Raw genomic sequence first — 13,056 nt, 5'->3', positions numbered from 1 at the left:
CGCACACCATGATCTGCGCGGCGCTGGTTACCCCCCGCGCGGTTATCTCCCGCGCGTGCGCCACGGAGACCTGCCTGCCCCGGGGGCGCCCCCAGGACTCGTGGACCCGCGAGAGCAGGAAGATCTCGTAGTCCATGCTCAGCCCGAAGACGATCGCGAACATCATCATCGGCACGTAGCTCTCGATCGGGACCTGCCCCGCGACCCCGAGCGCCGGCCCGCCCCAGCCCCACTGGAACACCGCCACCACCACCCCGTACGAGGCGGCGATCGACAGCAGGTTGAGCACCGCGGCCTTGACGGCGACCAGCAGGCCGCGGAAGACCGCCAGGATGATCAGGAAGGCCAGCGCGACCACCACCGCGATGATCAGGACCAGCCGGCCGGAGACGATGTCCAGGAAGTCGACCTGGGCCGCGGTGTTGCCGGTCACGTACGTCCTGGCGCCGCTGCCCGCCACCGCGTCGGGCAGCACGGTGTCCGACAGGTGGTTGACCAGGTCGGTGGTGGCCCGGTCCTGCGGGGCGCCGGCCGGGACGACGGTGGCGAACAGCACGGCGCCGTCCGGGCTGGTCTGCAGCGGGGTGGTGCTCGCCGCGCCGGGCAGGCCGGTGAGGGCCTGCTGCACGGCGCCCTGCACGCCGGCCCGCGACCCGTCCGCCACGGCGCTCTGGTCGACCACCACGGTCAGCGGCGCGTTCGCCCCCGGGCCGAAGGCCTGGGAGACCAGGTCGTAGGCGCGCCGGTCGGTGAAGGAGGTCGGGTCGGCGCCGTCGCCGATGTGGCCCAGCTGGATGGAGAACAGCGGGATCGACAGCACCCCGAGCGCGACCACCCCGGCGACCAGGTAGCGCCACGGGTTCGCCTCCACCCGCCGGGCGTAGCGGTGCCAGCTCCCGCCGCCCTCGCCGCCGCCCCCGGCCTCGGCGATCGGACGGCGCACGGCGAAGCGGTCCATCCGGCGCCCGATCAGCCCCATCAGCGCCGGCAGCAGGGTCAGCGCGCCGAGCACCGCCGACACCACCGTGACGGCGGCCGCGGCCCCGAGCTTGGCGATGAAGGAGATGCCCGACACCGACAGCCCGGACAGCGCGATGATCACCGTGCAGCCGGAGACCAGCACCGCCCGTCCGCTGGTGGCCACCGCCTGCCCGGCGGAGGCGACCGGGTCCACCCCGTCCATCAGGTTCTGCCGGTGCCGGGTCAGCAGGAACAGCGCGTAGTCGATGCCGACCCCGATGCCGATCATCGTGGCCAGGGTCGGCGCCACGGTCGCGAAGGTGGACAGCGCCGCGACCAGCCCCAGCGCGCCCAGCCCGACCACGGCCGCGATCAGCGCCGTCAGCAGCGGCAGCCCGGCCGCGATCGCGCTGCCGAACCCCACCAGCAGCACCACCACCGCCACCGCGAAGCCGATCACCTCGCTGGAGCGGTCGTCCGCCGCCGGCCGGGCCAGCTCGCCCAGCGGCCCGCCGTACTCCACCTGCACCCCGGCCTGGCGCAGCGGCGTCACCGCCGCGTCCACCCCGCCCAGGTAGTCGTGGCCCAGCAGCGCCGGGGTGGTGTCGAAGCGGACGGTGATGTACCCGGTCAGCCCGTCGGGGGCCAGCGGCCCGCCCGGCGGGGCGCTCTGCCCGGCCGGCGGCAGCGGGCTCTGCGCGCTGATCACGTGCGGCAGCTGCTGGAGCGCCGTGACGGTCTGGGCGATCTGCGGCTGGAAGCCCGTCAGCTGCTGGGCGTCGTGCAGCACCACCTGGGAGCTGGTGCCCGCGGCGGCCGGCTCGTGCGCCTGCAGCACGTCCCGGCCCTGCTGGGCCTGGGTGCCGGGCAGGGAGAAGTCGTCGGAGTAGCTGCCGCCGACCGTCCGGTTGGCGGCCTGGACGCCGGCCAGGGCGACGATCCACAGCACGAGGACGAGCACGGAGTGGCGCGCGCACCACTCGCCCAGGCGCCGCAGCGCCGCGCGCCTGGCGGGCGGCGGCGTCGCGGCGGCCGGGGGGACACGGCGGGCGGACGGCGGCATGGACGGGCTCCCGGGGTCTCCTGCGCGCTGGTGCGCCGAACCGGCGCAGTGTTCCCCGCGGGCCGCCGCGGCCCTCCGGTACCGGCGGGTAGTCGCCCCGACGGCCGCCGACCCCGCCTCCGCCGCCGCGCCCTCCTACCGTCGGGTCAGGGCCGCCCGCCCCCGCCGAGCAGCGGCGTGCCCACCGGCGCCGCCGCCCCGACCAGCACCACCAGCTCGTGCCCGCCCGGGTTGGCCTGCACCGGTACGGTGCGCCAGTTGTTGGCCAGCCAGACGTTGCCCGAGGGGTCGATCTGCACGCCGGTGTTGCGCTCCAGCCCGTCGCTCGTGTACCCGGTGCCGGGCGGCGAGATCGGCTCACCGGTGCGCACCCCGGGCGGGCAGGCCGCCAGGTTGACCCCGCACAGCCGGGCGACGCGGTGGCCGCCGAAGTTGGCCACCCACACGGTGTCGTCCCCGTCCACGGCCACCCCCCAGGGCAGGAACAGCCCGCCGTTGGCGAAGGGCGCGGGCGCCGGTGTCCCGTCCGCCCCGATCAGGGTCACCGAGGCGCCCGGGCGCGGGCCGTCCTCGCCGCCGAGCGCGTCCGCCAGATCGCCGGGGGTGCTGTCCCCGCAGGGCACCGGCAGGATGCCGCTGTTGCTCACCCAGGCGTTGCCCCGGCTGTCGGTGGCCACCGCCAGCGGCCGGCGCAGGCCCCCTCCGGCGACGGTCCGCTCCAGCGCGCCGTCGGGGCCCACCACCTGGACGCTGTCGCTGCCGTTGCCGCTCACCCACAGCCGCCCGGCCGGGTCCACCGCCGCGCCGAAGGGCTTGTGCAGGCCGGGCGTGGGGATCTCCCGGGCCGCGGCCCCGTCGCCGTCCGGGATCCGCGCCACGCTGTCCGAACCGCAGTTGGCGACCCACACCGTGCCGGCCCGGTCGGCGGCCATGCCCTGCGGCTGGACGATGCCCGCCCCGCGCCAGCCCGCGGGCGGCGACAGCGGGGTGCCGTCCGGGGCGAACTGGGAGAGGCTGCGCTCCAACGGCGTCGGATCGAGTGGGCAACCATGGCCCTGGAAAACGAAGTTGGCGACCCAGGCACTGCCCCTGGCGTCCACGGTGATGCCGAAGCCGGCCCCGTACAGGCCGCCGCCGCGGTAGGGGGCGCCGGGGGCGTCCTGCCCGGTGGGGGTGAACTTGAGCACCGTGTCGCTGCCGCAGACCGGCACCGTCGGGTCCGGGCCGTAGCGGTAGTTGTTGCTGACCCAGGCGTTGCCGTCCGCGTCGAAGGCGATGTTGCCGGGGCCGTCGAGCTCGTGCCCGTTGCCCGCGTAGCGCAGCGCCACCGTCCAGGCGTCCGGCGCGGCGCCCAGCGCGGGCCGGTAGCGCTCGGTGGTGGCGGCCAGCGCGAACAGCTCGGCGGCGTTGCGGCCCGGGTCGTGGGCGATGTTCACGGCGGCCAGCAGCGTGTTGCGCGGCCGCTCGCCGCCCGGCGGCCGGGCCAGCTCCAGCAGCCGCCCGCAGGAGTCGCCGGTGACGCACGAGGCCAGCAGGTTGGCCAGGGAGTTGACCTCGGCCATGGTCGAGGTCAGCGCGCCGTTGGGCGGCGCGGCCAGCAGCGGGGCGATGCCGCCGGTGCCGGTGTCGGCCAGGTTGTGCGCGAGGGCGGCGGCGTTCGGCAGCCCGGGGGAGGAGCCCGCGACGCCGTCCGGGCCGGTGAAACGGGCCAGCGCGTAGGCCACGGCCACGGTGGTCCGCTCGTTGACGACCAGTTCGGGCGGCGCCCCGGCACCGCTGAGCACCGCGGCCAGCGTCACCGGCCCGCCGCCCGCCCCCTCCGGCGCCTCCCGGCCGTCCGTACCGCCCCGGTCCGTACCGCGCCCGTCCCCGCCCCCGCGGCCCGGCAGGTCGGCCAGCACGTACAGCACCGCCCGCGCGTCCCGCGGCCGCCGGTAGTCCAGGCTGAACCGCCCCTGCCCGTCACTGCGCCCCCGGGCCAGCACCCGCGGCCGCCCGCCCCCGCCCTCCCCGGCCTGGTACAGCGTCACCCGCGCCCCGCCCAGCGGCGCGTCACCGCTGCGCACCACCCCGCACTGCCCGGCCTCCTCCCCTCCGCCGGCCGGCGCGGCGTGCGCGGGCCCGGCGGCCAGCTGGGCCAGGAGGGCGGCGGTCAGCAGGACGCCGCGGTGTCGACGCATGGGGACTCCGTTCGATCGCAGGAGGTGACAGCAGGAGCTGACAGCAGGGGGGAAGGGGCCGGCCCCGCCCGCGCCGGGGCACTCGGCGGGGCCGCCGCCCTCCTACCTGCCACATCCCGGGCCGCCCGTACGCGACCGGCCGCCGGACGCGGCGGAAAATGCCCGGGACGGCCGAGCCCCACCCGCCCCCGCCGACTTCCCGCGCGACACCGGCGAGTTGGCTAGACTGCCCCGGCCCGGTGTGATCAAGAAGGGACACGAATGAGCATGGGGGGATCCTGGATGACCGCGACCGAGCCCGACCCCGAGCAGCCGGCGGCGCCGCAGATACGTCAGGACATCCCGCACAGCGCCCGGATGTACGACTACTTCCTCGGCGGCAAGGACAACTTCGCCGTCGACCGCGAAGCCGCCGAACGCGTCCTGACCGTCTTCCCCACCATGCGCACCGCCGTGCGGGCCAACCGCACCTTCATGCACCGCGCCACCCGCGCCCTGGCCCGGCGCGGCCTGCGCCAGTGGCTGGACATCGGCACCGGCATCCCCACCTCGCCCAACCTCCACGAGGTCGCCCAGGCCGTCGAACCCGCCGCCCGGGTCGTCTACGCCGACAACGACCCCGTCGTGCTGGCCCACTCCCGCGCCCTGATGACCAGCACCCCCCAGGGCCGCACCGCCTACGTCCACGGCGACGTCCGCGACCCCGCCGCCATCCTGGCCACCCCCCAGGTCGCCCGGACCCTCGACCTGGACCGGCCGGTCGTCCTGTCGATGATCGCCCTGCTCCACTTCGTCCCGGACCTCGACGACGCCCACGCCATCGTCGAACACCTCCTGGACCCCCTGCCGTCCGGCTCCGCCCTGGTCCTCTCCCACGCCACCGCCGAACTCGACCCGCCCGGCGCCTCCAAGGTCCAGGAGATCTACAACCAGGCCGGCACCTCCCTGCGGCTGCGCCCCCGCGCCGAGTTCGCCACCCTCTTCGCGGGCCTGGACCTGCTCGACCCGGGCATCGTCCCCGCCCACCGCTGGCATCCCGACGGCACCGACGAGGCCGACCTGCTGCCGGCCGGCGTCACCGACGCCCAGGTCTCCTTCTACGCCGGCGTCGCCCTCAAGCCCTGACCGGGCGCCGGGGCCCGCCGACCCGTCAACACCCCGGCCTCCTCCTCCCGTCCGGGTGACGCCGGGCCGGTTCCCGCCCCCGGCCCGGCCCCGGTCCGCTCTGCTGGGAGCGGCCGCCCCGCCGCGGCCGTCGGCACCCGCCCCGGAGGAGTCCCGTGACCTCGCCCTGCGACCCCCAGTACGCCCCCGCCGGCGACGTGAGCGCGGCGCTCATGGTCATCGACTCCCGGCTCAAGGCCCTCTACGACGGCCGCACCGGCGCCGACCCCGCACACCGCGAGATGGTCGACCACCTCGCCGCCTCGCTGGGCCCGGACGGCTTCGCCGCCCTGCTGGAGGGCGCCTGCACCCTCATCTACCTGTACATGAACTGGCTGCGGAAGGCCTGCGAGGACCAGGGCAAGGACGTCATCGAGTACGTGCTGCCCAGCCTCCTGGCCACCATGCGCATGATGCCCCGCACCTTCCGCCCCGAGGTCGTCCCCACCATGGCCGGCCTGCTCGTCGCCGCCGCCGGCGACCTGAGCCCCAACCTGTGGCGCGCCCAGTACGGCCCCTGGACCGACGCCGAGATGAACCCCCTGGAAGCCACCGCCACCCTGCTCGCCGAGTACGTCAACCGCATCTGCGGCGACGACCGCGACTTCGCCACCCGCCTGATCACCGACGCCCTCTCCCGCGCCGACGACGAGGAGCAGGACGAGGCCGACGAGGCCTGACCCCCCGGCCGACGGCGCCCGCGACCCCGCCCGCCGGCGCCCGACGCGATGTCAGTGCCCGCCCCTAGAGTGGTCACAACGCTGGAGGGAACGCCGAAAGGCGCCGCGGGCGAACCCCGCGAGAGACTCCGGAAATGCCTCGCAAGCGCGCCGGAAAAGGGGATAGCCATGTCCGCGAACAGGATCAAGCACAAGGTCAACCACGTCTCCCTCGTGGTCGACAAGTCCGGCTCGATGCGCCAGCACCAGGCCCAACTCGTCCGCGTCGTCGACGAGTTCGTCAAGGGCCTCCAGGAGGAGTCCGACCGCCTCGGCCACGAGACCCGGATCAGCCTCTACGCCTTCGACCACGAGGTGCAGAACCTGGTCTGGGACATGGACGTCAAGCACCTGCCCTCCCTGCGCGGCCTCTACCAGGTCGACAACGGCGCCACCGCCCTGATCGAGGCCGCCGTCAAGTCCGTCGACGACCTCAAGAACATCTGGGAGGGCTACGGCGAGCACTCCTTCCTCCAGGTCGTCGTCACCGACGGCGAGGAGAACGCCTCCGGCTGCTCCCAGAGCGGCCAGATGCACACCCGGATGAACGGCGGCCAGGGCGCCGCCGTCCTGCGCTCCTGGCTCGACCGCATCCAGGGCGCCATGGACGGCCTCCCCGACCACTGGACCTCCGCCATCCTGGTCCCCAACTCCCTCGCCAAGCGCACCGCCCAGGAGTACGGCTTCCCGGCCGGCAACATCGCCATCTGGGACGCCGACTCCAGCAAGGGCGTCGAGGAGGCCATCGGCACCGTCAAGTCCGCCGCCACCAGCTTCCTGCGCGGGCGCGAGCAGGGCGTGCGCGGCACCAAGAACCTCTTCGCCATGGGCCAGGACCTCGACACCACCCAGGTCACGGCCAACCTCGACGCCCTGGACACCGGCAAGTACATCCTCATACCCGTCGACGAGGCGTCCCCCATCCGCGACTTCGTCACCAGCTCCGGCCACCCCTACACGACCGGCTGCGCCTTCTACGAGCTCTCCAAGCGCGAGAAGATCCAGGGCAACAAGCAGCTCGCCGTCGCCGAGAAGGACCCGGCCACCGGCCGGATGACCGGCCGCGTCTTCTCCGGCCCGGCCGCCCGCCGACTCCTCGGCCTGCCCGCCGCGGAGGCCGTCGTCAAGCCCGGCGAGAACCCCTCCTACACCGTCTTCGTCCAGTCCACCTCCGTCAACCGCAAGCTCGTCCCGGGCACCAAGCTCCTCGTCCTGCGCTGACCACCGGCCCCGGGCGGCGACGGCGGCGGGAATCGGTTCGCCCGCGGAGCAGCCGCTGTGTCAGGATGCCCCGTCACTTCATCCGACCGGGGGGTCTCCTGACCATGCGCCGCTCCACCGTGCTCGCCGTCGCCGCCGCCACGGTCTCCCTCGCCGCCCTGGTGGGCTGCGACGACGACAAGGCGCCGACCGCCTCGCCGACCGCGCCGGCCACCACCGCCGGGGCCGCGCCGACCGCCACCCCGACGCCCACGCCCACGCCCACGGCCGCTCCGACGCCCACCGCCGCCGCGACCACCGCCACCGCCGTGGCCACGACGGCGGGCGGGGCGATCGACCCGGAGAAGGCGCTCGCGCTCGCGGAGGCGACCCCGTACGCGGCCACCCAGGACTTCACCACCGAGGCCGGCCCGCTCAACTCGCGCACCAAGGCCCGGGTGAACCTCAACGGCCCGGTCCGCTCCGGCCGGCTCACCGAGTCCATGAGCGCCGCCGGCGGCGACGTGGCCGGCGGCAGCGACACCCCGAACGTCGTCGTCACCGGCGACGGCACCACCTACATCCGCAGCGGCAGCAGCTGGCGCACCTCACCGCTCGGCGACCGGGTCGCCGACTACCACGGCTACGCCAAGGCGCTGCTGGCCCTCGGCCCGTCCGCCCGCACGGGCATGGAGGACTGCGAGGGCACGCCCTGCTTCCACCTCGCCGGCACGGTCGGCGTGGAGCAGGTGAAGCCCCTGGAGGCCGAGCAGTACAAGATCCTCAAGAGCAAGGGCGTGGAGGGCTTCCGGCTCGACCAGTGGATCGACGCCCAGGGCCGCACCGTCCGCTTCGACCGGAAGACCGACCTGGGCGGCGTCCAGATCCGCACCCGCGGCACCTTCCGCGACTTCGGCCCGGTCGAGAGGATCGACCCGCCGCGCTGAGCCCCACGACAGCCCCGCCCCACCCCGGACCGGACGCCGCCTCAGAAGTGCTAACTTAGGCAAGCCTAACCAGGCAGCGCGACGACCACACGGCCCAGGGGGCACCATGGCAGAGCAACCGACCCGCCGGACACCGCGCGCCCGTGAGGCACGGGTGCTGCGCACCGAGAGGATCACCCCGCACATGGTGCGCCTGGTCCTCGGCGGCGCGGGGCTGGCGGACTTCGACGCCACCGAGTTCACCGACCACTACATCAAGGTGCTCTTCGCCCCCGAGGGCGTGGACTACCCCGAGCCCTTCGACCTCGCGCGGATCCGCGAGGAGTTCCCGCCCGAGCAGCGGCCGGTCACCCGGACGTACACCGTGCGGGCCTGGGACCAGGCGCTGCACGAGCTGACCGTCGACTTCGTGGTGCACGGCGACGAGGGCCTCGCCGGGCCCTGGGCGGCCCGCGCGCAGCCCGGTGAGACGGTGCGCTTCCTGGGCCCCGGCGGCGGCTACGCCCCCGACGCGGACGCCGACTGGCACCTGCTGGCGGGCGACGAGAGCGCGCTGCCCGCGATCGCCGCGGCGCTGGAGCGGATGCCGGCCGGCGCCGTGGTGCACGCCTTCGTCGAGGTCGCGGACGCCGCCGAGGAGCAGAAGGTCCTCTCGCCCGCCGGGGCCGCGATCCACTGGCTGCACCGCGGCGCGCGCCCGGTGGGCGAGGCGCTGGTCGAGGCGGTCGCCGCCCTGGAGTTCCCCGCCGGCACGGTGTCCGCGTTCGTGCACGGCGAGGCCGGCTTCGTGAAGGACCTGCGGTACCTGCTGCGCGTGGAGCGCGGCGTCCCGCGCGAGCGGCTGTCGGTCTCGGGCTACTGGCGGCTCGGCCAGAGCGACGAGGCCTGGCGGGCCGCCAAGCGCGAGTGGAACGCCCAGGTCGAGGCCGAGCAGGAGCAGACCGGCTGACCCGCCCCGGCGCCCCGGCCGCGTTGCCGCCGCCCGGGTCAGGTCAGGCCGTGCTGCCAGGCCCGGGCGGCGACCTCGACGCGGTTGCGGGCGCCGAGTTTGCGCTGGACGTTGCCGAGGTGGGTCTTGACGGTGGAGAGGGTGACGTGGAGGGCGGCGGCGACCTCGTCGTTGGTCAGTCCCCGGGCGACCATCGCGACGACGTCCCGTTCCCGCGGGGTGAGCGGCTCCTGGGGCGGGGGAGTGTCGGGGCCGCGGCGCCGGGGCCGCGCCGGCGGACGGGAGGCGAGGTCGCGCAGGAGCCGGGAGGCGACGGAGGGGGAGATCAGCGAGTCGCCCGCGGCCGCCGCGCGCACGGCCTCGATGAGCAGGACGGGCGAGCAGTCCTTGAGGACGAAGCCGCAGGCGCCGTGGCGCAGCGCGCCGTGGACGTACTCGTCGAGGTCGAAGGTGGTCGCGATGACGACCTTGAGCGGGTGCTCGGCGTCGGGGCCGGCCAGCAGGCGGGTGGCCTCCAGGCCGTCGGTGCCGGGCATCCGGATGTCGAGCAGGCAGACGTCGGGGCGCAGCCGCAGGGCCTCGGCCACCGCCGTGCGGCCGTCCCCGGCCTCGGCGACGACCTCCATGTCCGGCTGGGAGTCGAGGATCATCCGGTACGCGGCGCGCACGGTGACCTGGTCGTCGGCGAGGAGGACACGGATGGTCATGCCGCCCATCCTGCCAGCTGTCACGAAGCGTGACGGGGGGCGCTTCGGCCGAGCGGGATCTCGGCGGCGACCTGCCAGCCGCCGACCGGCCCGGGCCCCGCGCTCAGCTCCCCGCCCAGCGCGTGCACGCGCTCGCGCAGGCCCGCGATGCCGAAACCGCCGCGGCCGCGGCCCGGTGACGGTTCGGCGGCGGGCCGGGGCGCGTCGTCGGTGACGCAGACCGTCAGGACGCCGGGGTCGCCGGCGGACAGCCGTACGTCGATGCCGGCGGTGTCCGCGCGGGCCGCGTGCTTGCGGATGTTGGTCAGCGACTCGCGGACGATGTGGTGGACGGCGGAGGCGATGTGGTCCGCCGGGGGCGTCGCGGTCAGCCGGGGGTCGAGGGTGAGGGAGACGGCCGGTCCGGCGGCGCGCAGCGACGCGGCCAGGGCGGGCAGGGCGTCCAGGCCGGCGGGGGCGCAGAGCGGGGCGGGGCGGTCCGGGCGGCGCAGCAGCGCGACCATGGCCCGCATCGACTCGGTGGCCTGGGCGGCCGCGTCCTCGATGTCGGCCAGCGCCCGGTCCAGCACCTGCGGTGTGGGCGGGCAGCCCGCCGCCGTGGTGAAGCGCACCGCCTTGACCTGGGCGGTGACGGCGGTGACGTGGTGCCCGACGAAGTCGTGCAACTCGCGGGCGTACTCCAGCCGTTGGGCGTTCAGCCGGGCGTTCTCCTCCCGCCCCCGGGTGGTGTCGAGCAGCCGCAGGTACAGGCCGAGCACGACCGCCACCGGGGCGGCGAGCAGCAGGGCCGGCACCACGTACCGGCCCACGTGCACCCACTCGGAGCCGGGCAGCCGCAGGACGAGCAGCGGGGTGGCCAGCCAGGCGGCGGTGGCGAGCGGGAACAGGTGCCGGGGCGGCTGGTAGCGCACGGCCCGGGTGACGAGCAGCAGCAGGACGCCCATCTCCGTCAGGCCGAAGGTGACCTCGGGGCGGTGCCGCAGCTGGCCCGTGACGAGGGACAGGGCGATCGAGGCGGTCACCGCGGCCCACCCGGTGCGCACCAGGAGGCGGGGCGGCGAGAGCAGGGCCAGCAGGCAGAGCAGGCCGACCGCGACCGTCGCGAGGACCGTCGGCGCGAAGCCGGTGGCGAACGCCTCGGCGGTGACGGCGGCCGCGGTCGCGGCGGCGACCCCGATGGCCGGGCCGCGCCGCTCGGCGGCCCAGGAGGCGAACTCGGCGCGCGCCGGGAAGGTGATCATGGTCGTTCACGGTACGCGGCCCCGGGCGCCCCGGACCTCCACCGTTCGGCCGAGGCACCGCCCCCGGCCTCGGCCGAACGGCCGTTCCGCGCACCCCGCCCGCCCGGTGACGATCACTTGCACCACTTCCACCACTTGCACCACTTCCACCACTTCCACCACTTCCACCGCCTCCACCGCTTCCACGGAAGCCGGACGCCCGTCCGGCCCGCCGGAAAGGACCCCGAACCGTGCACCGCCTCTCCCGCGCCCTGCGCCCCCTGTGGCGCGTCCCCGCCCTGCTGCTGGCCGACACCGTCGTGGCCGTCGCCGTGACCGTCCCCGTGCTCTGGGCCTACGGCCGCAACCGCCTGCGCCGGGCGGACCTCAGGAGCGGCGGGCGGGGGCGCAGGTAGCGGCAGCCCGGGTGGCCGGTCGCGTGGCCCCGGTCGGAGGATTCGGTTCCGGCGTGCAACCCTTGCGCCGTCGCGGCGGTGAGTAGGGCAGAGCGATGGCCCGGTCGGGCCGTCGCGCGGAACGTGAAGAGGAACTGGATGACCGCGAGGATACTGCCCGCCCCGGTGGAGGACCGGCCCCGGCCCGCCCCGCCCGCCGCGGGCGGCCCCGGCCTGCGGGAGCTCGACTTCGAGGGGTACGCCGCCTCGCGCTGGCCACGGCTGGTGCGCACCGCCTACCTGCTCACCGGCGACTACCACGAGGCCGAGGACGTCGTACAGGCGACGTTCGCGAAGGCCTTCCGGAACTGGCCCCGGATCAGCCGCCTCCAGGAACCGGACGCCTACGTCCACCGGGCCCTGGTGAACAACAACCTGAGCCGCCACCGGCGCCGCAGGGTCAGGCAGCTGCTCGTACCCGTCCTCCCCGAGCGGGCGCACACCCCGGGCGCCGACCACCGCGACGTCGAGGAGCGCTCGGTACTGCTCCAGGCACTGGCCCAACTGCCCCAGCGCCAGCGGGCCGTGGTCGTCCTGCGCTACTGGGAGGACATGAGCGAGCAGCAGGTCGCCGAGATCCTCGGCTGCTCACTGGGCAACGTGAAGAGCCAGGCCAGCCGCGGCCTGGCGAAACTGCGCACCCATCCGGCGCTGGCCCCCTACGCGGGCGCCGGCGCTACGACGACCGACGGCACGAACGGAGACAACAGCTGATGGACACCGAGGACATGGTGCGCGGCGCCCTGCACGACGAGGCGTCCCGGCTCACGGTGGCCCACTGGTCCGCCGAGCCCGTACGGATCCACGCCCGCCGCCAGCGGCGGCGGATGGCGGTGGGCGCGTCGGCCGTGGCGGCCGCGCTCGCGGTGGCGGTCGGCACCGGCGCGGTGCTGTCCGCCCGGGACGGCGGCAGGGCCCTCGCCCCGGCCGCGGCCCCGGCCGCGCAGGCCCCGCTGCTCCCGGCGGGACCGGCCCCCGAGGCCGTCGTCGCCGAGCCCGGCCAGCAACTGCCGCTGGACCGCCCCGGCTGGTGGATGTCGTTGAAGGACCGGGAGATCTGCATCCACGACGCCTCCGTCCACGGCAGCGGCCCGGGCTGCGGCGGCTACTCCTGGGCGGCGAGCGCCACCACCGAGCTCACCATGCAGTACTACCGCAACCCCGCCCAGAACCAGGAGGGCCTGTACAACGTCGTCTACCACGGGCCCGGACAGGTCGCCCGGATGACCGTCGAACTCGACGGCCAGGCCCATTGGGCCACCGTCGCCTCGCTCCCCGGCACCCCGGGCTACGCCAGCGGCTACGCCTGGGCGTCCGCCCTCAAGCCCACCGGCTCCGAGAAGGGCCAGCCCCAGCCCCTCACCGGCATCAGGCTCGCCGCGTACGACGCCCAGGGGAACCTGCTGGCGAGCAAGACCCTGTAGCCCCGGCGGCGGTGTCTCCCGCGGCCGCTCCGCGGGAGACACCACCGGCCCTGGCCGGGGCCCCGACT

The 13,056-nt window shown here is 75.4% G+C and carries 12 protein-coding genes; 8 read left to right on the top strand and 4 right to left on the bottom strand.

Annotated elements, in window-relative coordinates; all coding sequences use genetic code 11:
* On the bottom strand, nt 1-2,023 hold a 2,023-nt coding region (locus tag ACFXOZ_RS04790; RefSeq protein ID WP_380587494.1), incomplete at its 3' end, for an MMPL family transporter.
* 146 nt (nt 2,024-2,169) lie between these two features.
* Nucleotides 2,170-4,203 carry an NHL repeat-containing protein gene (locus tag ACFXOZ_RS04785; RefSeq protein WP_380587491.1) on the bottom strand — a complete coding sequence of 678 codons (2,034 nt, stop codon included), beginning with the start codon at nt 4,201-4,203 and terminating at the stop codon, nt 2,170-2,172.
* Between the two features lie 282 nt (nt 4,204-4,485).
* On the opposite strand from ACFXOZ_RS04785, the gene ACFXOZ_RS04780 reads away from it, so the two are divergent.
* The 5 genes from ACFXOZ_RS04780 to ACFXOZ_RS04760 all read left to right on the top strand — a co-directional run bounded on the left by ACFXOZ_RS04780 (nt 4,486) and on the right by ACFXOZ_RS04760 (nt 9,182).
* A complete protein-coding gene (locus ACFXOZ_RS04780; RefSeq protein ID WP_380525331.1) occupies nt 4,486-5,328 on the top strand; it encodes an SAM-dependent methyltransferase in 843 nt (280 codons plus the stop codon).
* Nucleotides 5,329-5,483: 155 nt separating this feature from the next.
* Nucleotides 5,484-6,047: a hypothetical protein gene (locus tag ACFXOZ_RS04775; protein ID WP_375896950.1), complete on the top strand. Its 564-nt coding sequence runs from the start codon at nt 5,484-5,486 to the stop codon at nt 6,045-6,047.
* Nucleotides 6,048-6,215: 168 nt separating this feature from the next.
* Nucleotides 6,216-7,307 carry a VWA domain-containing protein gene (locus ACFXOZ_RS04770; protein ID WP_375896947.1) on the top strand — a complete coding sequence of 364 codons (1,092 nt, stop codon included), beginning with the start codon at nt 6,216-6,218 and terminating at the stop codon, nt 7,305-7,307.
* Between the two features lie 104 nt (nt 7,308-7,411).
* On the top strand, nt 7,412-8,233 hold the full coding sequence (locus ACFXOZ_RS04765) for a hypothetical protein (RefSeq protein WP_380587488.1): 822 nt from the start codon (nt 7,412-7,414) through the stop codon (nt 8,231-8,233).
* A gap of 106 nt (nt 8,234-8,339) precedes the next feature.
* Complete coding sequence (locus ACFXOZ_RS04760) at nt 8,340-9,182, top strand: siderophore-interacting protein (protein WP_380525334.1); 843 nt, start codon at nt 8,340-8,342, stop codon at nt 9,180-9,182.
* A 38-nt stretch (nt 9,183-9,220) separates the two neighbouring features.
* Here the strand turns inward: ACFXOZ_RS04760 and ACFXOZ_RS04755 are convergent, their stop codons facing one another.
* Nucleotides 9,221-9,898, bottom strand: a complete 678-nt coding sequence (locus ACFXOZ_RS04755) for a response regulator (protein ID WP_380587486.1) — start codon at nt 9,896-9,898, stop codon at nt 9,221-9,223.
* A gap of 11 nt (nt 9,899-9,909) precedes the next feature.
* A complete protein-coding gene (locus tag ACFXOZ_RS04750) occupies nt 9,910-11,130 on the bottom strand; it encodes a sensor histidine kinase (protein WP_380587483.1) in 1,221 nt (406 codons plus the stop codon).
* 230 nt (nt 11,131-11,360) lie between these two features.
* On the opposite strand from ACFXOZ_RS04750, the gene ACFXOZ_RS04745 reads away from it, so the two are divergent.
* The 3 genes from ACFXOZ_RS04745 to ACFXOZ_RS04735 all read left to right on the top strand — a co-directional run bounded on the left by ACFXOZ_RS04745 (nt 11,361) and on the right by ACFXOZ_RS04735 (nt 12,988).
* The gene (locus tag ACFXOZ_RS04745; RefSeq protein WP_380587480.1) at nt 11,361-11,525 is read left to right on the top strand and encodes a hypothetical protein; all 165 of its coding nucleotides are present in this window, start codon (nt 11,361-11,363) and stop codon (nt 11,523-11,525) included.
* 138 nt (nt 11,526-11,663) lie between these two features.
* Nucleotides 11,664-12,278, top strand: a complete 615-nt coding sequence (locus ACFXOZ_RS04740) for a SigE family RNA polymerase sigma factor (protein ID WP_380525337.1) — start codon at nt 11,664-11,666, stop codon at nt 12,276-12,278.
* Nucleotides 12,278-12,988 (top strand): hypothetical protein, encoded by a 711-nt coding sequence (locus ACFXOZ_RS04735; RefSeq protein ID WP_375897361.1) that lies wholly within the window; start codon nt 12,278-12,280, stop codon nt 12,986-12,988. Before ACFXOZ_RS04740 ends, ACFXOZ_RS04735 begins: the two co-directional genes overlap by 1 nt.
* Nucleotides 12,989-13,056 lie beyond the last annotated feature (68 nt).

Source organism: Kitasatospora sp. NPDC059160 (genome assembly GCF_042755465.1).
In the GTDB taxonomy this organism is placed as follows: domain Bacteria; phylum Actinomycetota; class Actinomycetes; order Streptomycetales; family Streptomycetaceae; genus Kitasatospora.
The sequence above is the reverse complement of the archived record's forward strand: the minus strand, read 5'-3'. Positions and strand labels throughout refer to the sequence as shown.

Coding starts and splice junctions, on each gene's coding strand:
- ACFXOZ_RS04785 (WP_380587491.1), bottom strand. CDS start 4,203: ATGCGTCGACACCGCGGCGTCCTGCTGACCGCCGCCCTCCTGGCCCAG.
- ACFXOZ_RS04780 (WP_380525331.1), top strand. CDS start 4,486: ATGACCGCGACCGAGCCCGACCCCGAGCAGCCGGCGGCGCCGCAGATA.
- ACFXOZ_RS04770 (WP_375896947.1), top strand. CDS start 6,216: ATGTCCGCGAACAGGATCAAGCACAAGGTCAACCACGTCTCCCTCGTG.
- ACFXOZ_RS04765 (WP_380587488.1), top strand. CDS start 7,412: ATGCGCCGCTCCACCGTGCTCGCCGTCGCCGCCGCCACGGTCTCCCTC.
- ACFXOZ_RS04760 (WP_380525334.1), top strand. CDS start 8,340: ATGGCAGAGCAACCGACCCGCCGGACACCGCGCGCCCGTGAGGCACGG.
- ACFXOZ_RS04755 (WP_380587486.1), bottom strand. CDS start 9,898: ATGGGCGGCATGACCATCCGTGTCCTCCTCGCCGACGACCAGGTCACC.
- ACFXOZ_RS04750 (WP_380587483.1), bottom strand. CDS start 11,130: ATGATCACCTTCCCGGCGCGCGCCGAGTTCGCCTCCTGGGCCGCCGAG.
- ACFXOZ_RS04740 (WP_380525337.1), top strand. CDS start 11,664: ATGACCGCGAGGATACTGCCCGCCCCGGTGGAGGACCGGCCCCGGCCC.
- ACFXOZ_RS04735 (WP_375897361.1), top strand. CDS start 12,278: ATGGACACCGAGGACATGGTGCGCGGCGCCCTGCACGACGAGGCGTCC.